Below are 20037 nucleotides of genomic sequence, written 5' to 3'. Positions count from 1 at the left end.
TAAATTTGCCAACGTTTACGAACGAGGAAAAATTTGACCTGATTGCAACCTCTATAAAAATATGCTAAAACAGTATTCTTTTTTAGACCTTCATTAGACAATTTATTCTTATTTTTCTTCGTATATTTTTTAATCTAAAAAACAAACAGAATAATATGTCTTATTTATTTACATCTGAATCCGTTTCAGAAGGACATCCGGACAAAATTGCCGATCAGATTTCCGACGCATTAATCGATCACTTTTTAGCATACGACAAAAATTCAAAGGTAGCTTGCGAAACTCTTGTAACAACAGGACAGGTGGTTTTGGCGGGTGAAGTAAAATCGGATGCTTATCTTGATGTACAGACGATTGCCAGAGAAGTTATCAACGGAATCGGATATACAAAAGGAGAATATATGTTCAACGGAGATTCTTGCGGGGTTATTTCTGCAATCCATGAGCAGTCTCCGGATATCAATCAGGGGGTAGACAGAGCGGTAAATGATGAGTCTTTCGAAGCTAAAGCAAACGCACAGGGAGCGGGAGATCAGGGAATGATGTTCGGATATGCAACCAACGAAACGGCAAATTATATGCCTTTGGCTCTGGATCTTGCACATACTATTCTTAAGGAACTTTCTGCGATCAGAAGAGAAAATTCAGAAATTAAATATCTTCGCCCTGATGCAAAATCTCAGGTTACGATTGAGTATTCTGACGATCACAAACCAATCAGAATCGATTCTATCGTAGTTTCTACACAGCACGACGATTTCGGATCTGAAGAAGAAATGCTGAACAAAATCAGAGAAGACATTAAAAATATCCTGATTCCAAGAGTTGTTGCTTTACAGACAGAAGAAATTAAAGCGTTATTCAACGATCAGATCAAATATCATATCAATCCGACCGGTAAATTCGTAATCGGTGGTCCTCACGGAGATACAGGTCTTACAGGAAGAAAAATCATTGTAGATACGTACGGAGGAAAAGGAGCTCACGGAGGTGGTGCATTCTCAGGAAAAGATCCTTCAAAAGTAGACAGAAGTGCTGCTTATGCAACAAGACATATTGCTAAAAATTTGGTAGCTGCAGGAGTTGCGGATGAAGTTTTGGTACAGGTTTCTTACGCAATCGGGGTTGCTGAACCTTGCGGATTGTACATTAACACGTACGGAACGGCAAAAGTAGATCTTAACGATGGAGAAATTGCTAAAAAAGTTTCAACAATCTTCGATTTGAGACCTTACGCAATCGAGCAGAACTTAAAGCTAAGAAACCCTATTTATCAGGATACGGCTTCTTACGGACACATGGGAAGAGAAAGCTATGTAGCAAGCAAAACCTTCAATAAAGGACAGAAAAATGAGCTTACTTTGGATAATCTTGAGTTCTTTACATGGGAAAAATTAGACAAAGTCGAAGAGATTAAAGCTTCTTTCGGAATTTAATTTTAAACAGATACAATATAAATGGCTGCTTTATCTTTTTGATAAGGCAGTTTTTTTTATTTTTACATTAAATAAAATTTGAAGATGATAAACGCCAGATCTGCAATCGCAATCCTTTCCGTATTTTTCCTGAGCACCTTTGCAAAAGCACAGTTAACGATGCATAAAATGATAAGTGTAGGATATACTTACCAGAACCAGAGTTTTGGTGAAATAGGAGGGAAGCTGCTTTTCTTAAAAAATGATGATGTTATTTACCGTTTGGGAGGTTCTGCTTTGATGGGGTCTGCGCATTCTCAATTTGCAATTATGCCCAAAATTTCTGCGGATGTTTTGCTGAATTTTGAAAAAAATGTAGACTTCAACCATTCCTATTATTTTCTGATGGGAGCAGAAGGAACCAATAAATATTTTGCTCCGAAAGTAGGCGTTACGCTTTTCGGGATTCTGGATCTTACCGGAGGTTATGCTTTTCCGATCGGAAACAGCGGAATAAATGGTAAAGAACTGAAAGGGGTGAATGTTAATTTTACACTAAATATCCCTACTGTATTCATTCATGACATGTTTAAATAGGTTTTTTTAAATTTTTCTCGTAAAAAATTAATAAATGGTTAACAGTTATTAAAAATTTATTATATTTACACCGTAGAAAAATTGTATCCGCCTATTGATTCGACTTTACTCTGAAGAATTGTTTTGTATTTACAGCTGAAGCCAGATAAAATATCTGGAAAAATTATAGTCAGCAATATTTATTGAGAAGAAGTTATGAAATCAAAATCGGATAGTTTACTAATTTCCCTTTACCAAAAAGGAGACGAAGAGGCGTTGTCTACCCTTATACACCGCCATCAAAGAGAATTGTTTACATTCATTTTTTACAAAATTAATGATGAAGATTTAGCAAATGACGTATTTCAGGATACCTTCATGAAAATTATCATTATGCTGAAGGAAGGACGCTATAACGAGGAAGGAAAATTCATTCTATGGGCAAAAAGAATTGCTCACAATCTTATTATCGATCATTTCAGGTTAAAATCTAAAAATATGAAAGTTTCAGAAACTACTTTTGAAACAGACGAATATTCTGTTTTTGATCTTTTGAGAGAGCCTTCCGAAAATATCGAAGATCAGTTGGTTACCAACCAGATTCAGGAAGATCTTCTAAGAATGCTTCAGTTTCTGCCTGAAAATCAGCAGGAAGTCATTAAATTAAGATTTTTTGACGGGTTAAGTTTTAAAGAAATTGCAGATCATACCGACATGAGTATTAACACTACACTTGGAAGAGTACGGTACGCTTTAATCAACCTGAGAAAAATCATGGAAGAAAATAATATTATCTTAACACGCTAGATAATAATTTCGGAAAATTCTCGTTTTTAAGGAAAACATTTTCGCCTATGAAAAAAAATGATCCCTTAAAAGTGAAAGCTTTGAAACCTAAGAAACAAACTATTGAGTTTTTACTCAACTTTTCAAAGAGCGTCGAGGTAGTGAAAGCCAAGGGCAAGAATTACCCGGTATCCAAGAATTAAAATTATTAATTTTGTGCTGTATGAAAATTCAGCACATTTTTTTTGATCTCGATAATACACTTTGGGATCATCGCCGCAATGCATATTTAACGATAAAAGATCTTTTTGAGAAGGAAGAAATCGGCTTGAAATATAATATCAATTTTGAAGAATTCCATTCCGTTTATCATGAAATCAATGAAAAACTCTGGGAAGATATCCGCGATGGAATTATTGATAAAGAATATCTCAGAAAACACCGTTTTTACGATACCTTTAACCATTTTGGGGTTGATGATCCGGAATTATCGATGTATTTCGAGGAACATTTCTTAGATAAAATTCTCAATCATAATGAACTGGTAGAAGGGGCAGAATATATTTTGGAATATCTTAAAGCAAAAAATTATACTTTACACATTATTTCCAACGGTTTCAAAGAAGTGACGGAGAGAAAATGTATTTTATCCGGCATTGATAAATATTTTCTGACCATCACAAGCGCAGATACAGTCGGAGTAAGAAAGCCACGTCCTGAAATTTTTGAATACTCTCTGAACCTTTCAGAAGCCACAAAAGAAAACAGTATTTTAATTGGCGATGATTGGGTTGCAGATGTTGTCGGCGCTCAGAATTTTGGTATGGATGTTATTTTCTTTGATGTTTTAAAGGAAAATAAATCCGAAGAAGGCTTGAAAGTGATTACGCATCTTTTGCAGATTAAAGAGTATTTATAAAAGTTTCGGCGGCACCAAAGGTGCCGCCGAAAATTAATTCAATAACAATAAATGAAAAGACTGGTTTTTTTGCTGTTTTTTAGCATTACAAATATTATATCTGCTCAGGAAAAAGATCTTGATCAGGACGGAGTCCCGGATTCTGTCTATTTTGATACTCAGAAATTGAAAATTATATGTAAATTATCATCTTTAGATTTTAAGCCGATTTACAGTAAAGAAATTGAAACGTCGGGTGATTTTACTGGGGTAAGTTATACAAAAAATGGTTTTGAATTTTATATTGATTTCATGAGAGCAGGTTATTCGGCGCAGTTCAGATACGAACCAAAAGATAAAACAATAAGGCTGATTGGAATGAGTAGATACGAGTTTGGTCCTGCAAATAACGACGGAAGTGGAGAATCAAGTGTAAATCTTCTTACAGATGATTATATAGGGGAATGGAATTATTATGATTTAGATAAGTCCAGACTTATTAAAATGCCCACGATTATAACAAAATTGACATTCAAAAAAACTTTTCTGATAGATTTTGATGAATCCGTTCTCTATGATTTTGGAAGCCGATGCAGCGAATTATATCTTGCTAAAAAAGAAAAATTAATTCATAGTAATCAAATTCGAAGTCACAAAAAATAAATCGGCACTCATTTTAATGAATGCCGATTTTATTTGAATGATAAGTTATTAAATTCCCAGACTTTCTCTCACTCTTTTCATCGTTTCCGTAGCAATCACTCTCGTTTTTGCTGCACCTTCCTGAAGTTTTGCTTCCAGTTCATCAAGATTGTTCATATAATAAGAAAAAAGTTCTCTTTCTTTTTCAAATCTTGTTAAAATAAGATCCAGAAGTTCTTTTTTCGCATGACCGTAACCAAAGTTTCCGGCTAAATATTTCGCTCTTAATTCTTCGGTCTGTTCCGGAGTAGCAATTAGTTGATAGATGGCAAAAGTTTTATCGTTTTCCGGATCTTTAGGCTCTTCTAAAGTTTTAGAATCCGATTCAATGCTCATTACCTGCTTTTTCAGTTCCTTTTCAGGCAGGAAAATATTGATGATGTTTCCTCGCGATTTAGACATTTTGTGTCCGTCAACTCCGGGAACGTACTTTGTGTTTTCCTGAAGCTCAGATTGAGGTAAAACAAAAACTTCACCCATCTGATTATTAAATCTAGAAGCTACATCACGCGCAATTTCCAAATGCTGAAGCTGGTCTTTTCCTACCGGAACAATTTCCGCATCGTATAATAAAATATCTGCAGCCATTAAAATAGGGTACGTAAACAAACCTGCATTCACATCCTGCAAACGGTCTGCTTTATCCTTGAATGAATGCGCCAAAGTTAATCTCTGATAAGGAAAAAAACATGATAAATGCCAAGAAAGTTCACAGGTTTCAGGGATGTCGCTCTGTCTGTAAAAAAATGTTTTTTCGGTATCTAATCCACAAGCAAGCCAAGCCGCAGCAATCTCATAGGTATTCTGTTTCAGTTCTTTCGCGTCTTTAATCTGCGTTAAAGAATGTAGATTCGCGATGAATAAAAATGATTCGTTTCCTTCCTGTTTCGATAATTCTATCGCAGGAATAATTGCACCCAACAAGTTTCCCAAGTGAGGTGTTCCGGTGGCTTGAATGCCGGTAAGAATTCTTGACATTGTTTAAAATTTATATTTAAAAATTAATGAACTGCAAATTTAATTAATTCTCCCTCAGATTCCATGGATTTACAGAGATGTTTATGTTTTATTGTTTGTGGTATTCGTAAAAACATTAGCGTTATTTGTGTTTGGAAAATTTAAACGCAAAGATTTATTTAAAGCGTATTATTTTTAGGATTCAAAGGTAAATAAATTTGCTGCACGAAGCTTGAAAACGGAGCTTCATCAAATCAACTTGTTGATGCTTCTTTGCACACTTAGAAAAGTATATTATCAAATTAAAAACTTTGCGTTAAAAATCTGCAAGAAAAAAATATTAAGGAATTGAAATCTTATCTCCTCCAAACTTCGGTTCAACTCCTAAAAGAAGATCAAGATACGCTTTTGCTTTCGCCAGATATTCTCTCAGATTCGTCTTCAGACCGGCATATTTATTCACATCGGGAGCATTGTATCCGAAAGCTTCCATGCCGTTTTGTTGGGCTAAAAATACCGCCCTTTCATTATGAAATTTCTGTGAAACAATAATTAATTGATTTTGCCCGAAAATCTCCTTCGCGCGTACAACAGAATCCAGTGTTCTGAAGCCGGCAAAATCAAGAAAAATGCTGTCCTTTGGAACTCCATACTCCATTAATGCCATTTGCATATCTTCCGGTTCATTATAGTTTTTCTGGCTGTTGTCTCCGCTTACAATAATGTATTTCGCCTTTCCGCTTTTATACAGATCGGCTGCAGCCTGAATTCGGTTATAAAAATAGGCATTAGGTTTTCCGTTGCTCAGTGTTTTTCCTGTTCCCAGAAGTAGTGCCGTTTTCATATTCGGAACCTCTGAGATATTGTATGATATATGGGCTTCGCTGTCTTTTTTAATGCTGTAATTCGCCCAGGCAATAAAAATAATTCCTGCCACAAAAAGAAGCAGGAAAATTTTAAAAATGTTTTTAATTAATTTTTTCATCAACAGTATATTCTTTTAAAATTCCAGACCGTTCGGAAATGCTTTTTTTCTGAAAATCAATAATAAAGCAGCTCCCACTGTAATTGCCGAATCGGCTACGTTGAAAATATATTTAAAAAATTCTATATGTTTTCCTCCGATCAATGGCCAGCTTTCAGGAACATTCCAGTCTACCAGTGGAAAATGCAGCATATCAACTACACAGCCTTTCATGAAAGTAGAATATCCTTCCCCGAAACTGGTGAATTTCGAAATTCCTCCATACCCGATCCATCTGTTGATGCTCTCATCATAAACTGTTCCGCTGTCAAAAATAAGTCCGTAAAACATTCCGTCGATAAGATTTCCGATTGCTCCGGCAAAAATCATTGCCATCGGAATCAGAAGATAATTGGATTCTCCCCGCTGTAACCATTTTTTAAACAAATAGATCATTCCGCCGATCAGGATAATTCTTACCAGAACCAGAAAATATTTACCGATGATGCCTCCGAAATGAAGTCCGTAAGCCATTCCCGGGTTTTCCACAAACGTTAATTTAAATCCCGGAAACACAGAAATACTGTCATCAAGATTAAAATGCGTTTTTACATAAATTTTTGAAGCCTGATCTATTAATAAAATAAGCAAGGTTACAAATGCTATCTTCTTCATTATAATCCTTTTGGTTTGTAAGGTTTTCCTATCTTTTCGTTTCTTTTGTCAACGATCTTCTTTACCGTTTTCTCGTTGTGATGGGTATTCTTGGTATGGAATTTTTCGAACTTAATGTTCATTTCTTTCAAAACACTTTTCAGGGCAGTAAGTTCCATTGCGTTTTTGGTGTGGACTATTATGGATTCCATTTTTTTTAATTTAAATTTTACTTTTTAGACAGTTCATCGAGTCTTTTTCTGTCTTTTGCAGACAGATCATTCACTCCGTTTTTTCCCATCTTGCTCAGAAGACGGTCGATCTCTTTTTCCCTTTCCCGTTTATCAGAATTAAACTGATCGTCAATCGTGTAATTGCGTTTTTCATCCGGAAAAAACCTGTTTTTAATCCGGTCTCTGTTGAAAAATGCTAATACAACGGCAACGATAATTCCTAAAATTAATAATTCGCTCATGGGTAGATATTAAAAATTAGGTTTATAAAGTATTCCTCGAAATACGATATAAACCCAAATTTATTGTAGCTAACCTTGTGGTTATTTCTGCATATTTTTCGCTTCGATGCTCAGCGTAGCGTGAGGAACCGCCAACAGTCTTTCCTTCGGAATAAGTTTACCCGTTACTCTGCATACACCGTAAGTTTTGTTTTCAATTCTTATCAAAGCGTTCTTCAGGTCACGTACGAATTTCTCCTGTCTTCCGGCTAAAATAGAATTCTGTTCTTTACTTAATGTTTCAGCGCCTTCCTCAAATGCTTTGAAAGTAGGGGAAGTGTCATCCGTTCCGTTATTCTGATCGTTGATAAAACTTTCTCTGATCAGTTGTAAATCCTTTTCAGCCTTTTCTATTTTTTCCTTAATGATTGCTTTAAACTCTTGTAAATCAGCATCGCTGTATCTTACTCTTTCGTCTGACATGTTCGTTTCTCTTTTTTAATAAAATTATGAAATGGAATTTGAAAAACAATAACTATAAGTTAATTTTTTTCAACATTTATCTTAAAATTAACCTCATCTATTTCGATTTCGTTAAAATTTGAAAGTGAAGATACAATTTCTATTTTATTTGACAAGACTTCGGATGAAATATATTCTTCATTTTTCTTGATGTCATCAATGAAAGGAGCGTTTTCTTCCAAAGAGATCGTAATTCTGTCCGTCAAATCGAAATCCTTCTCTTTTCGCAGGTTCTGAACTCTGTTGATGAATTCTCTTGCGATACCTTCAGATTTTAATTCATCTGTTAGCGTCAAATCTAATGCCACAGTGGTTTTTCCGTCGGAAGTTACCGTCCATCCCGGAATATCTTTTGTGGAAATTTCCACATCTTCCGGTGTGATTTCGTAACCCTGCACATCAATTTTTCCTTCTTTTTCCAAAGTGGAGATCTGTTCTGCGGTGAAATTGGTAATTTCTCCACCCACCGTTTTCATGTCTTTTCCTAATTTAGGACCTAAAGCTTTAAAGTTTGGTTTGATCTGTTTTATAATTAGGTGAGACGCTTCTTCAGCATTAATTAACTGTAATTCTTTAACGTTTACTTCCTGCTTAATTAAATCTGCAACCGCGGAAATCTGCTCTTCTGTTTTCTTATCCAAAACAGGAATCAACACTCTTTGAAGAGGTTGTCTTACTTTTAAACTTTCTGCACGTCTGATGGAAAGAACTAAACTTGTTATCGTCTGTGCTAAATGCGTTTTTTCAACCAGATCCTGATCGATTAAACTTTCATCAGCAACAGGGAAATCCGTTAAGTGGATCGATTCCGCAGTTTCTTTTCCGGTTACTTTATTTAAATCCTGATACAACTGATCCATAAAGAATGGAGCGATTGGCGCAGATAATTTAGCAACCGTTTCAAGACACGTATATAAAGTCTGGTAAGCTGAGATTTTATCTTCTGAATAATCTCCTTTCCAGAAACGTCTTCTGCAAAGTCTTACGTACCAGTTGGATAAATTGTCATTCACGAAAGTATTGATCGCTCTTGCTACTCTTGTTGGTTCGTAATCTTCGTAGAACGCTTTAACTTCTTTAATTAACAAATTCAGTTCAGAAAGAATCCATCGGTCGATTTCCGGTCTGTTCTCAACTTCTTTTTCAGAATAATTGAATCCGTCCACATTCGCATACAATGCAAAGAATGAATACGTGTTGTACAATGTTCCGAAGAATTTTCTTCTCACTTCATCAATTCCTTCGATATCGAATTTCAGGTTTTCCCACGGATTCGCATTGGAAATCATATACCAACGCGTCGCATCCGGACCGTAAACCGCTAAAGTTTCAAACGGATCCACTGCATTTCCTTTGGATTTTGACATTTTCAGCCCGTTTTTATCCAAAACAAGCCCATTACTCATTACATTTTTATAAGCAACAGAATCAAAAACCGCCGTTCCGATCGCATGAAGCGTATAGAACCATCCTCTTGTCTGGTCAACACCTTCCGCAATGAAATCTGCAGGGAACGCTTTATTATTATCAATTAATTCTTTATTTTCGAAAGGATAATGCAACTGCGCATAAGGCATTGAACCGGAATCGAACCAAACGTCGATCAGGTCGCTCTCACGCTTCATCGCTTTTCCTGAATCTGAAACCAGAACGATTTTGTCTACAATATTTTTATGCAGATCTACAGACGCATAATTATTCTCAGACATATCTCCGATGATGAAATCCTTAAACGGATTTTCAGTCATCAATCCTGCTTCTACAGATTTTTCAATCTCGTTGTATAATTCTTCTACAGATCCGATGATCTTTTCCTCCTTAAGGTCTTCTGTTCTCCAGATTGGCAAAGGAATTCCCCAATATCTTGAACGGGAAAGATTCCAGTCGTTTACATTCTCAAGCCAGTTTGCAAAACGTCCTTCTCCTGTAGATTTCGGCTTCCAGTTGATTTCTTTGTTTAAATCTACCAAACGGTCTTTTACAGCCGTCATTTTCACAAACCATGAATCCAGCGGATAATACAATACAGGCTTGTCTGTTCTCCAGCAATGTGGATAGCTGTGAACATATTTTTCTACTTTGAAGGCTTTGTTTTCAGTTTTCAGCAAAATTGCCAGTTCTACATCCCATGATTTTTCGGGTGCAGTTCCTTCATCGTAATATTCGTTCTTGATGTATTTTCCTGAGAATAATTCAGGAACATTTTCTCCCATGATAAATCTTCCCTGTAAATCTACCAGCGGAACCAGATTATCATTTTCATCTTTTACCAACATGGGCGGAACTCCGGCTTCTTTTGCCGCTTTCGCATCATCCGCACCAAAAGTAGGTGCGATGTGAACAATTCCGGTTCCGTCTTCCGTGGTTACAAAATCTCCTAAAATTACTCTGAAAGCTTTTTCAGGTGTGTCGTTTGGCGTAAACCATGGAACCAACTGTTCGTATTGAGTTCCTGTTAATTTTTCTCCCGTAAATTCTTTTAAAATCTGGTAAGGAATGGTCTTGCTTTCTGAAGTGTAGTTCGCGAAATCTTCATCTGTTCCTTCCGCATATTTTTTTCCGAAGTTTTTATTCAGAAGAACTTTTGCCAAAACAACAGTTACCGGCTGAAAAGTATACTGGTTAAAAGTTTTAACCACAACATATTCAATGTCTCTTCCAACAGCCAAAGCCGTATTGGAAGGCAAAGTCCAAGGTGTTGTCGTCCATGCAAGAATGTTTACGTCTCCTTCAACATCATTAAACAGATCGGTAGATTCTTTTTTTAACTTAAACTGCGCAACAATGGTAGTATCCGAAACATCGTGATACGTTCCCGGCATATTTAACTCCGCAGAAGAAAGTCCGGTTCCTGCTTTTGGCGAATACGGCTGAATCGTGTAACCTTTATACAGCAGATCTTTGTTGTACAATTGTTTCAGAAGCCACCAAACCGTTTCCATGTATTTTGATTTGTACGTGATGTACGGATCATCAAGATCTACCCAGTATCCGATTTTTTCAGTAAGGTTATTCCATACATCTGTATAACGCATTACCGCTTCACGACACGCTTTGTTGTAATCCTCAATCGAAATTTTTCTGCCAATATCTTCTTTAGTGATTCCTAATTCTTTTTCCACACCAAGCTCTACCGGAAGTCCGTGCGTATCCCAACCCGCTTTACGGAAAACCTGCTTTCCGTTCTGGGTCTGATAACGACAGAAAATATCCTTCAACGCTCTGGCCATTACGTGGTGAATTCCGGGCATACCGTTTGCTGAAGGCGGACCTTCATAAAACACAAACTCAGGTTGCCCCTCACGAATCTCAACACTCTTATTGAAAGTTTTATTCTGCTTCCAGAATTCTGCGATGTTCTCGGCTACGTCAATAAGGTTGAGGTTTTTGTACTCTTTAAATTGGCTCATTGTAATATATCAATATCGTTGATTAATTAAGTTGGCAAATTTACTAAAATTTGTCGGTTTATAATATATGTTTTATTTTGATATTTCCTATTAAAAACTTCTGTTTCAGAAAAATAAATGAAAAGAATAATTTTTTGTGAACAATCAGGGGTTAATTATAATGTTTTTAAACCCAAATAGCAAGAATGTTTTCACAAATACCACTGATTTCTTATGGATGCGTATCGATAAGGGCGGGCTTTAGCCCGCTTCAATAGTAGTATTTCAAATTGGTTTTAACCTAAACTTACATTTTCGTTTATTAATTTAAACGCAAAATTTATTTGATAAGCGATATTTTCAGGCTTCGCGAAGCAAATTATTTGCCTTCACCTTCTAAAATAAAAAGAATGCAGAACTGGAACTTTGCGTTAACAATTATCGCAAAATGCTTTTCACGAATAATAACAAAAACAAGTCATCATCGAAATCCGCAGGAAAATAAATATGCATAATCAGCAAAATCTGCTACAAATTAAAATAAACTAATAAATTTGTCCTTTAAAAATAAAAACCATTGGACTTTTATCCATCCATCGAAAGATCAGACATTCAGGAAATAAAAAAGTTTCAGGAGCAGAAGCTTCAGGAACTTTTGGTTTATCTTGAGACCCATTCACCTTTTTATCAAAGATTATTTAAGGAAAACAATATTAATATTGCTGATATTCAGACTTTGGAAGATCTGCAAAAAATTCCGACCACAACGAAGAACGATATTCAGCAGCATAACGATGATTTTTTCTGTGTGACACCCGATAAAATTGTGGATTATAGCACAACATCAGGAACGTTGGGAGATCCTGTAACGTTCGGATTGTCAGATAACGATCTTGAAAGATTAGCCTACAACGAAGCCATTTCTTTTGCCTGTGCCGGAATAAAAAAAGGAGATGTAGTACAGATGATTACCACGATCGACAAAAGATTCATGGTGGGACTTGCCTATTTTTTAGGACTCAGAAAAATGGGAGCGAGCGTGGTAAGAATGGGGTCGGGAATTCCGGAACTTCAATGGGATTCTATTTTCAGATACAAACCGAAATACTTAATCACCGTTCCGTCTTTTTTGCTAAAAATGATCGATTATGCCGAAAAACACGGGATTGACTATAAAAATTCAAGTGTTTATGGAGCTGTGTGCATCGGAGAAAGCATCAAAAATCAGGATTTTACAGATAATATTCTTTCACAGAAAATTAAAGAAAAGTGGAATATTAAACTTTTCTCAACGTATGCTTCGACGGAAATGAGCACCGCTTTTACAGAGTGTGAAGAACAAATTGGCGGACATCATCATCCTGAATTAATTATTACTGAAATACTTGATGATGAAGGAAATCCGGTAAAAGAAGGCGAAAGCGGAGAATTAACGATCACTACTTTGGGCGTTGAAGCAATTCCGTTGTTGAGATTTAAAACAGGAGATATTGTAAAAGCACATTATGAGCCTTGTAAATGTGGAAGAAATACAATGAGACTCGGACCTGTCATCGGAAGAAAACAGCAGATGATCAAATACAAAGGCACAACGTTGTATCCGCCTGCAATGAACGATATTTTAAATGATTTCAATAAGATTCTCTGTTATCAGATTGTTATTCAGTCAAACGAAATCGGGTTGGATGAAATTATCATTAAAGTAAGCACAGACAGCGATTCCGAGGGTTTTGTAAATGAAGTAAGAGATCATTTCAGGGCAAAATTAAGAGTGAGTCCGAAAATTGAACTGATAGATTTTGATGTTTTATCTAAAACGGTATTTAACCCGAACAGCAGAAAGCCGATAACGTTTGCGGATTTAAGATAAAGGATAAATAAAATAACCATGAAAAAAACGATATTTCTATTTTTAGTAGCTTTCTCGTCATGCTTAATGGCACAAAGAGTAAAAGTGATTACGGGAGATTATAACTTTTTAAAAGATCAAAAATTCATTAAAGTTGTTTTCAAATTTGAAGGTGTTACTTTTGCTAAAAAGAAAATTACCGAAGAACAATATATCAATGAGAGAATGCAGGAGATTGAAAAAAGGGCAGGAAAAAAAGAAGCAGAAAAATGGAAAAATGACTGGGAATTTTCAAAATCTAAAACTTTTCAGGATAAGTTTTTAGCTTCATGGAATAAGAATACAAAAATTGAAACATCTACAGATTTCAAAAGAACAAAATACACTCTAATTGTTGAGCCGAAATGGATTTCTCAAGGTATTTTTGGAGGAATTGGCAGTATTCCTGCGGAAATGAATTCTAAAATGACCTTTGTAGAATCAGACAATCCCACGAATATTTTAATGGTTGTTGAAGGAATAAAAGCAACCGGAGATAATGGGATTGGAATTCCAAATAATAATGATCGAATTGCAGAATGTTACGCAAAAACATCTAAAATGTTGGCGTTAAAAGTAGATCATTATGTTAACAAAAAATAGATTTTAAAATTTAAATAAACGATGAAAAAAACATTCCTATCCTTTCTGGTTTTTTTAGCCTGTGTTCTACATGCACAAAAGATGAAAGTGATTTCCGGAAATTTCGATTTCCTAAAAGGGCAGACTGAACTGAACCTTAACATGGATTACAACCATGTAACATTCTATAAAGAAAATGTAGATGAGATCGGCTACATTGCTAAACAGGAAAAAGCGATCCAAAAAGCAGGTAAAAGTCCTGAAGAATTTGAAAAGTGGAAGAAAGACTGGGAATATTCTAAAAATACTCAGTTTGTAGACAAATTTTTAGCATCCATGAATAAAAACACGGATATTAAAACTTCTGTGAACAATTCATCTGCAAAATATACTCTCATTGTAGAAACTGTCTGGATTTATCCGGGATGGTTCGGAGGAATTATGAACCAGCCTTCAAAACTGAGTACCCTTTTAAAATTTGTAGAAACAGAAAATCCTTCTCATGTTTTACTGGAAATCGAAAGTAAGAATGCTCCCGGCGATAATTTTGTGGGACTACCAAATAATAATGACAGAATTTCGGAAGGATATGCCAAAACAGCAAAGACTTTGGCTCATATGATTGAAAAAAAGATTAAATAATCTGAGTCGGGATAAGTCTTCTTAACCGCAATGATAAACAAAGAGATTCAATTATCAAGGATTCAGCTTTTAAGATATACAAAGGCGTAAAACTTATCAAAGTAATACCATTTTTGTGTTTTTTAAATAAACGAAGTGCCTTTGTTTAGCTTGCAAACTTTAAATAAGTAGAAAAATTTTTTGTTTTTCTTTGCGATAAATTAATCTAATGCTATAAATCAATTATTTAAATTTATTTCTTATCCCGAACTCAGGTAAAATAAAAATAATACAAAACCGCTTCATATTTCAGAAGCGGTTTTTTTATGCTTGTTGCTTTTCTGTTTTAATAAATTCTGCCAGATTTTTAATCGCTGTATCATGAATTCTCACAAAAGTATTCTTCTTATTCCAGACATAACCCGCCAAAACTGCACAGATTTTTCTTTTCACATCTTGATTTTCCGGCTGGTGGAAAAATAATTCCTGAAGATTTCCGGTGTACCATTCTTTTACATACGTTGTGAAAACATCAACGCCGTATAAAATATAGTCTGCAAATTCCTTTTGCCAGTCTACCTGTTCGCCGTTCAGTTGCCTTAAGGCTAATTTTGCTGCGGTCATTCCGCCTTCTGTAGCAAAAGCCATTCCTGAAGAGAAAACCGGATCTAAGAATTCCGAAGCATTTCCTGTAAGCGCAAAACCATCACCATACAATTTTTTTACCGAGCACGAATAATCTTTCAGATGTTGAGGTTCAAAAAGAAAATCTACATCCCCGAAACGTTTTACATAATAATCCGAAAGAGAAATGGCTTTCCTCAAAGCTTCCGTTGTATCTCCGTTTGCGGATAATTTTTCGATATATTCAGTAGGTCCCACAATTCCTACGCTCGTGTTTCCGTTGGAGAAAGGAATTACCCAAAGCCAGACTTCCGTTTCGATAATATCAAAAGAAATAAGCGTTCCTTCCGTACCTTCTTCCCGGTTAATATCTTTTACATGAGAAAAAATCGCAGAATGAGGAGAAAGTTTTGAAGGTTTTTCTAAATCTAAAAGTCTCGGTAAAACTCTTCCGTAACCGCTAGAATCAATCACAAATTTGGCATGAATTTCTTTTATTTCGCCGTTCTTATTTTTTACAGTCGTTACAGAATCTGTTCCGTTGAACTCAATGCCGATCACTTCCGTTTCGAATTCAAGATCAATTCCTTTATTAATGACTTCCTGAGCTAAAACATTATCAAAATCCGCTCTCGGAACCTGCCACGTCCAGTCCCATCCTTCCCCGAATTTATTACTGAAATCAAAAATGCAGACTTCGTTGCCTCTTAAAAAACGTGCTCCCAGTTTCTTCTCAAAGCCCATTTTATCAAGAGCAGGGAAAAGTCCGGCTTCATCAAAATGATCCATCACACGCGGAATCAGGCTTTCTCCAACAACCAGTCTCGGAAATTTTGTTTTTTCAACAACTTTCACGTTGACGTTGTTCTTCTTTAAATATGAAGAAGATACGCAGCCAGACGGTCCGGCGCCGATTACAAGAACGTCAACAAATTCTTTACTCATCTTTGATTTTTTATTTTAATAATAACTTCTATCTTTGCCGCAAAATTAATGACAATTAATTAATAATTACAAAATTATCTTATTACTTTTTAATTGATGAAAATAAATAACTTTTTAGAACTGAGCGACTTTAAGAAAGTCATCATCAACAATGAGAAAATAGAACTGGATGAAACACTTCTTGCCAGAGTGGATGAAAGTTTTCAGTTTTTAAAAGAATTTTCAAAAAATAAAGTAATTTATGGGGTGAACACAGGTTTCGGACCCATGGCGCAGTTCAAAATCAGCGATGAAGATACCCATCAACTTCAGTATAACTTAATCAGAAGCCATTCTTCGGGGATCGGGAATCCGCTTCCGGCAGACGAAGCAAAAGCCTGTATGCTGGCAAGACTGAATACCTTATCATTAGGAAAATCGGGCGTTCATCATTCTGTAGTAAATTTACTTAAAGAATTAATAAACAGAGATATTACGCCGCTTATTTTTGAACATGGAGGCGTTGGAGCAAGCGGAGATTTGGTTCAGTTGGCACATCTTGCGTTGGTATTGATCGGGGAAGGAGAAGTTTTCTATAAAGGAGAAAGAAAATCAACAAAGGAAGTTTTTGAGATCGAAAACTTACAGCCGATTCAGGTAGAAATTCGTGAAGGACTGGCTTTGATGAACGGAACATCCGTGATGTCCGGAATTGGAGTCGTTAATGCGCATAAAGCGAATCAGTTAACCGATATTTCAATCAAATTATCTTGTGCGATCAACGAAATTGTTCAGGCGTACGACGATCATTTATCTGAAGTTCTGAATGGAACAAAACTTCACGAAGGACAGCAGAAAATTGCAGAAAAAATGCGTGCTCATTTGTCTGACAGTCAATTAATCAGAAAAAGAGCAGACCATTTATATACTCACTTTGAAGAGCAGGAAAAAGTTTTCAAGGAAAAAGTTCAGGAATATTATTCTTTACGATGTGTTCCTCAGATTTTGGGACCTGTTCTGGATACGTTGGAATATACGGAAAAAGTATTGGAAAACGAGATCAATTCAGCAAATGATAATCCGATCATCAATGTAGAAGATCAGCACGTTTACCACGGTGGAAATTTCCACGGCGATTACATTTCCCTTGAAATGGACAAGCTGAAAATTGTGGTCACCAAATTAACAATGTTGGCAGAAAGACAATTGAATTATTTACTGAATTCTAAAATCAACGAAATCCTGCCTCCGTTTGTTAATCTGGGTAAATTAGGATTCAATTTTGGGATGCAGGGTGTTCAGTTTACAGCAACTTCTACAACGGCAGAAAGCCAGATGTTATCAAACCCGATGTATGTTCACAGTATACCTAACAATAATGATAATCAGGATATTGTAAGTATGGGAACCAATGCAGCGGTGATCTGCAGAAAAGTAATCGAAAATGCATTCGAGGTGTTGACGATTGAAGCGATTACCATTGTTCAGGCAATAGAATATCTTGGTTTTCAGGATAAAATTTCATCAGCAACCAAAGAATTGTACGATGAAATAAGAAAGATTATTCCTGCGTTTTCAGATGATATGGTAATGTATCCTTATCTGGAAGAAGTGAAGAAATATTTAAAGGCAATGTAATTTTTTAAGGAAATTAATTGTCATACTTAAGGAAAGGAAAATATATACAAAAAACTAAAACTACATAAGCAACACATGAAATGTGCAATCGTCACAGGAGGCTCAAGAGGAATCGGAAGAGCAATCTGTATAAAACTGGCTGAAGAAAAAAACTATCATATCTTAATCAACTACACTTCAAACGAAGCGGCAGCTAAAGAAACGTTAGCTAAAGTTGAAGAATTGGGATCTACCGGAGAAATTTTGAAATTTGACGTAGGAAATGCCGAAGAAACCCAAAAAGTTTTAACAGAATGGCAGGAAAATAATCCTAAATCCGTTGTTGAGGTGATCGTAAACAATGCCGGAATTACAAGAGACGGATTGTTCATGTGGATGCCGAGTGAAGACTGGAACGCGGTAATTAACACCAGTTTAAATGGCTTTTTCAACGTGACGAATTTCTTTATCCAGAAACTGCTACGCAATAAATACGGCAGAATCATCAATATGGTTTCTGTTTCCGGAGTAAAGGGAACAGCAGGACAGACCAATTATTCTGCGGCGAAAGGAGCTTTGGTAGGAGCTACAAAAGCGCTTGCTCAGGAAGTGGCGAAAAGAAACATTACCGTAAACGCTGTTGCACCGGGATTCATAAAAACGGACATGACGCAGGAATTCAATGAAGACGAATTAAAAGCAATGATTCCTGCAAACCGGTTCGGGGAAGCAGAAGAAGTGGCAGATTTAGTCGCATTTTTAGCATCTAAAAAGTCATCGTACATTACAGGCGAAGTCATCAATATTAACGGAGGAATCTACTCATAAAATCAGGTGGCAGGTAAAAGACAGCAGTTGTGAGCTGCAATCCAAAACCTAAAACCTAAAACCTTGAACATTACATGGAAAATAGGGTTGTCATTACCGGAATGGGAATTTATTCCTGCATCGGAACTTCTTTGGAAGAGGTGAAAGAATCTTTATTTCAGGGAAAATCCGGAATTCATTTAGTAGACGAAAGAAAAGAATTTGGTTTCAGATCGGGATTAACGGGCGTGGTTCCGAAGCCTGATCTCAAAAATCTTCTCAGTCGCAGACAGCGCGTAAGCATGGGCGAAGAAAGCGAATATGCATACATCGCAACACTCGATGCTTTACAACAGGCAAATATAGACCAGGATTTTTTAGACAATAACGAAGTCGGAATTTTATATGGAAACGACAGTGTTTCCAAGGCGGTGGTAGAATCGATCGATATTGCGAGAGAGAAAAAAGATACAACGTTAATGGGTTCAGGAGCTATTTTTAAATCCATGAACTCTACGGTTACCATGAACCTTTCTACCATTTTTAAACTGAGAGGAATCAATTTAACCATCAGTGCAGCCTGCGCAAGCGGATCTCACTCTTTGGGACTGGCTTACATGATGATTAAAAACGGTTTTCAGGAGATGATTATTTGCGGAGGAGCACAGGAAACCAATAAATATTCGATGGCGAGCTTTGACGGTTTGGGCGTTTTCTCAGTACGGGAAAATGAACCCACAAAAGCATCCAGACCTTTTGATAAAGACAGAGACGGCTTAATTCCGAGTGGAGGAGCAGCAACTTTAATTGTTGAAAGTTTAGAATCTGCCCAAAAAAGAGGAGCCAATATCATCGCGGAAATTGTCGGGTATGGATTTTCTTCCAACGGAGGACATATTTCCACACCCAATGTAGACGGACCTGCTTTAGCAATGGATCGGGCTTTAAAACAATCCGGATTATCGGCAACAGATATCGATTACATTAATGCTCATGCGACGTCAACGCCAATTGGTGACGCCAATGAAGCAAAAGCCATTTATGAAATTTTCGGAAGCGAAGTTCCCGTGAGTTCAACAAAATCAATGACCGGTCACGAATGCTGGATGGCAGGTGCGAGCGAAGTTATTTACTCTATTCTGATAGTGCAGAACGATTTTGTAGCCCCGAATATTAATCTGGAAAACCCTGATGATGAGGCGAAAAAGATAAATTTGATCGCCGAAACTAAAAGTCAAAAAATTGATGTATTTTTGTCGAATTCTTTCGGATTTGGGGGAACCAATTCTGCATTAATCGTTAAAAAATTTAATTAAAAACATGGAAAGGGAAAAGATTATTGCGATCGCCAACGATTTTTTAGTCAATGAATTTGAAGTTGACGGCGATGAAATCAGCAATGATGCAAACTTTAAAAAAACGTTAGGCTTAGACAGCTTAGATTATATTGATCTTGTAGTGGTTATCGAATCTAATTTCGGAGTGAAATTAGGAGAAGCAGACTTCAAAAACATAGTGACTTTTGACGATTTCTATACCGTGATCGAAAATAAGATTACTGAAAAAAGCGTATAATTGATTTAGCTTCTTTGCTGAGTAAAACGCCCTTGCGAACTTAAAAAACAGGTACTAGTTAAAAAATTCTTGCGAACTTTGC

At 36.2% G+C, this 20037-nt stretch carries 20 protein-coding genes; 12 read left to right on the top strand and 8 right to left on the bottom strand.

Translation table 11 applies throughout. The annotated features are described in order from the left end of the window. The first annotated feature begins 155 nt into the window (after positions 1 to 155). From metK to H6W52_RS03645, 5 genes are all read left to right on the top strand, one after another. Positions 156 to 1436, top strand: a complete 1281-nt coding sequence (gene metK / locus H6W52_RS03665) for a methionine adenosyltransferase (protein WP_087708304.1) — start codon at positions 156 to 158, stop codon at positions 1434 to 1436. 84 nt (positions 1437 to 1520) lie between these two features. Then, on the top strand, positions 1521 to 2012 hold the full coding sequence (locus H6W52_RS03660; RefSeq protein WP_116096766.1) for a hypothetical protein: 492 nt from the start codon (positions 1521 to 1523) through the stop codon (positions 2010 to 2012). 195 nt (positions 2013 to 2207) lie between these two features. Continuing rightward, positions 2208 to 2798, top strand: a complete 591-nt coding sequence (locus H6W52_RS03655) for an RNA polymerase sigma factor (protein WP_087708309.1) — start codon at positions 2208 to 2210, stop codon at positions 2796 to 2798. Between the two features lie 202 nt (positions 2799 to 3000). Further along, positions 3001 to 3696: a YjjG family noncanonical pyrimidine nucleotidase gene (locus tag H6W52_RS03650; protein ID WP_116096768.1), complete on the top strand. Its 696-nt coding sequence runs from the start codon at positions 3001 to 3003 to the stop codon at positions 3694 to 3696. 51 nt (positions 3697 to 3747) lie between these two features. Continuing rightward, complete coding sequence (locus H6W52_RS03645; RefSeq protein ID WP_087708312.1) at positions 3748 to 4338, top strand: hypothetical protein; 591 nt, start codon at positions 3748 to 3750, stop codon at positions 4336 to 4338. A gap of 48 nt (positions 4339 to 4386) precedes the next feature. Here the strand turns inward: H6W52_RS03645 and trpS are convergent, their stop codons facing one another. The 7 genes from trpS to ileS form a co-directional block, all read right to left on the bottom strand. Next, the gene (gene trpS / locus H6W52_RS03640; protein WP_116096770.1) at positions 4387 to 5355 is read right to left on the bottom strand and encodes a tryptophan--tRNA ligase; all 969 of its coding nucleotides are present in this window, start codon (positions 5353 to 5355) and stop codon (positions 4387 to 4389) included. Between the two features lie 319 nt (positions 5356 to 5674). Further along, positions 5675 to 6319 (bottom strand): vancomycin high temperature exclusion protein, encoded by a 645-nt coding sequence (locus tag H6W52_RS03635; RefSeq protein ID WP_108410522.1) that lies wholly within the window; start codon positions 6317 to 6319, stop codon positions 5675 to 5677. Between the two features lie 15 nt (positions 6320 to 6334). Continuing rightward, complete coding sequence (locus H6W52_RS03630; protein WP_116096772.1) at positions 6335 to 6973, bottom strand: lipoprotein signal peptidase; 639 nt, start codon at positions 6971 to 6973, stop codon at positions 6335 to 6337. Next, positions 6973 to 7164 carry a DUF2683 family protein gene (locus H6W52_RS03625; RefSeq protein ID WP_076396253.1) on the bottom strand — a complete coding sequence of 64 codons (192 nt, stop codon included), beginning with the start codon at positions 7162 to 7164 and terminating at the stop codon, positions 6973 to 6975. Before H6W52_RS03625 ends, H6W52_RS03630 begins: the two co-directional genes overlap by 1 nt. A gap of 17 nt (positions 7165 to 7181) precedes the next feature. Next, complete coding sequence (locus H6W52_RS03620; RefSeq protein WP_087708319.1) at positions 7182 to 7427, bottom strand: DUF6576 domain-containing protein; 246 nt, start codon at positions 7425 to 7427, stop codon at positions 7182 to 7184. 81 nt (positions 7428 to 7508) lie between these two features. Then, on the bottom strand, positions 7509 to 7889 hold the full coding sequence (locus H6W52_RS03615; protein WP_002983772.1) for a TraR/DksA family transcriptional regulator: 381 nt from the start codon (positions 7887 to 7889) through the stop codon (positions 7509 to 7511). 59 nt (positions 7890 to 7948) lie between these two features. Next, a complete protein-coding gene (gene ileS, locus H6W52_RS03610; protein WP_116096774.1) occupies positions 7949 to 11338 on the bottom strand; it encodes an isoleucine--tRNA ligase in 3390 nt (1129 codons plus the stop codon). Between the two features lie 556 nt (positions 11339 to 11894). Between ileS and H6W52_RS03605 the strand changes: the two genes are divergently transcribed. From H6W52_RS03605 to H6W52_RS03595, 3 genes are read left to right on the top strand one after another with little or no spacing between them, the layout of a single operon-like run. After that, positions 11895 to 13187: a phenylacetate--CoA ligase family protein gene (locus H6W52_RS03605; protein ID WP_185216470.1), complete on the top strand. Its 1293-nt coding sequence runs from the start codon at positions 11895 to 11897 to the stop codon at positions 13185 to 13187. Between the two features lie 18 nt (positions 13188 to 13205). Beyond that, positions 13206 to 13808 (top strand): hypothetical protein, encoded by a 603-nt coding sequence (locus H6W52_RS03600; RefSeq protein ID WP_123891938.1) that lies wholly within the window; start codon positions 13206 to 13208, stop codon positions 13806 to 13808. A 21-nt stretch (positions 13809 to 13829) separates the two neighbouring features. Further along, entirely contained in the window at positions 13830 to 14429 is a 600-nt protein-coding gene (locus tag H6W52_RS03595; protein ID WP_123891939.1) for a hypothetical protein, read from the top strand. A 303-nt stretch (positions 14430 to 14732) separates the two neighbouring features. Here H6W52_RS03595 and H6W52_RS03590 read toward each other — a convergent pair whose 3' ends face one another. Continuing rightward, a complete protein-coding gene (locus H6W52_RS03590; protein ID WP_116096782.1) occupies positions 14733 to 15977 on the bottom strand; it encodes an NAD(P)/FAD-dependent oxidoreductase in 1245 nt (414 codons plus the stop codon). A gap of 96 nt (positions 15978 to 16073) precedes the next feature. Here H6W52_RS03590 and hutH point away from each other — a divergent pair, with 96 nt between their 5' ends. From hutH to H6W52_RS03570, 4 genes are all read left to right on the top strand, one after another. Beyond that, positions 16074 to 17594: a histidine ammonia-lyase gene (gene hutH / locus H6W52_RS03585; RefSeq protein WP_185117446.1), complete on the top strand. Its 1521-nt coding sequence runs from the start codon at positions 16074 to 16076 to the stop codon at positions 17592 to 17594. Between the two features lie 75 nt (positions 17595 to 17669). Further along, the gene (gene fabG, locus H6W52_RS03580) at positions 17670 to 18401 is read left to right on the top strand and encodes a 3-oxoacyl-ACP reductase FabG (protein ID WP_076396267.1); all 732 of its coding nucleotides are present in this window, start codon (positions 17670 to 17672) and stop codon (positions 18399 to 18401) included. A 74-nt stretch (positions 18402 to 18475) separates the two neighbouring features. Then, on the top strand, positions 18476 to 19696 hold the full coding sequence (locus H6W52_RS03575; protein ID WP_185216468.1) for a beta-ketoacyl-[acyl-carrier-protein] synthase family protein: 1221 nt from the start codon (positions 18476 to 18478) through the stop codon (positions 19694 to 19696). A 4-nt stretch (positions 19697 to 19700) separates the two neighbouring features. Beyond that, on the top strand, positions 19701 to 19955 hold the full coding sequence (locus H6W52_RS03570) for an acyl carrier protein (RefSeq protein ID WP_108410540.1): 255 nt from the start codon (positions 19701 to 19703) through the stop codon (positions 19953 to 19955). Positions 19956 to 20037: the final 82 nt, after the last annotated feature.

It is taken from the genome of Chryseobacterium sp. C2(2020), assembly GCF_014218915.1.
Lineage (GTDB): Bacteria > Bacteroidota > Bacteroidia > Flavobacteriales > Weeksellaceae > Chryseobacterium > Chryseobacterium mucoviscidosis.
This window is presented reverse-complemented; position numbering and strand designations above follow the sequence as displayed.

Bases quoted from the DNA above. Each gene is read 5' to 3' on its own strand.
- metK (WP_087708304.1), top strand. From the start codon at position 156: ATGTCTTATTTATTTACATCTGAATCCGTTTCAGAAGGACATCCGGAC.
- H6W52_RS03660 (WP_116096766.1), top strand. From the start codon at position 1,521: ATGATAAACGCCAGATCTGCAATCGCAATCCTTTCCGTATTTTTCCTG.
- H6W52_RS03655 (WP_087708309.1), top strand. From the start codon at position 2,208: ATGAAATCAAAATCGGATAGTTTACTAATTTCCCTTTACCAAAAAGGA.
- H6W52_RS03650 (WP_116096768.1), top strand. From the start codon at position 3,001: ATGAAAATTCAGCACATTTTTTTTGATCTCGATAATACACTTTGGGAT.
- H6W52_RS03645 (WP_087708312.1), top strand. From the start codon at position 3,748: ATGAAAAGACTGGTTTTTTTGCTGTTTTTTAGCATTACAAATATTATA.
- trpS (WP_116096770.1), bottom strand. From the start codon at position 5,355: ATGTCAAGAATTCTTACCGGCATTCAAGCCACCGGAACACCTCACTTG.
- H6W52_RS03635 (WP_108410522.1), bottom strand. From the start codon at position 6,319: ATGAAAAAATTAATTAAAAACATTTTTAAAATTTTCCTGCTTCTTTTT.
- H6W52_RS03630 (WP_116096772.1), bottom strand. From the start codon at position 6,973: ATGAAGAAGATAGCATTTGTAACCTTGCTTATTTTATTAATAGATCAG.
- H6W52_RS03625 (WP_076396253.1), bottom strand. From the start codon at position 7,164: ATGGAATCCATAATAGTCCACACCAAAAACGCAATGGAACTTACTGCC.
- H6W52_RS03620 (WP_087708319.1), bottom strand. From the start codon at position 7,427: ATGAGCGAATTATTAATTTTAGGAATTATCGTTGCCGTTGTATTAGCA.
- H6W52_RS03615 (WP_002983772.1), bottom strand. From the start codon at position 7,889: ATGTCAGACGAAAGAGTAAGATACAGCGATGCTGATTTACAAGAGTTT.
- ileS (WP_116096774.1), bottom strand. From the start codon at position 11,338: ATGAGCCAATTTAAAGAGTACAAAAACCTCAACCTTATTGACGTAGCC.
- H6W52_RS03600 (WP_123891938.1), top strand. From the start codon at position 13,206: ATGAAAAAAACGATATTTCTATTTTTAGTAGCTTTCTCGTCATGCTTA.
- H6W52_RS03595 (WP_123891939.1), top strand. From the start codon at position 13,830: ATGAAAAAAACATTCCTATCCTTTCTGGTTTTTTTAGCCTGTGTTCTA.
- H6W52_RS03590 (WP_116096782.1), bottom strand. From the start codon at position 15,977: ATGAGTAAAGAATTTGTTGACGTTCTTGTAATCGGCGCCGGACCGTCT.
- hutH (WP_185117446.1), top strand. From the start codon at position 16,074: ATGAAAATAAATAACTTTTTAGAACTGAGCGACTTTAAGAAAGTCATC.
- fabG (WP_076396267.1), top strand. From the start codon at position 17,670: ATGAAATGTGCAATCGTCACAGGAGGCTCAAGAGGAATCGGAAGAGCA.
- H6W52_RS03575 (WP_185216468.1), top strand. From the start codon at position 18,476: ATGGAAAATAGGGTTGTCATTACCGGAATGGGAATTTATTCCTGCATC.
- H6W52_RS03570 (WP_108410540.1), top strand. From the start codon at position 19,701: ATGGAAAGGGAAAAGATTATTGCGATCGCCAACGATTTTTTAGTCAAT.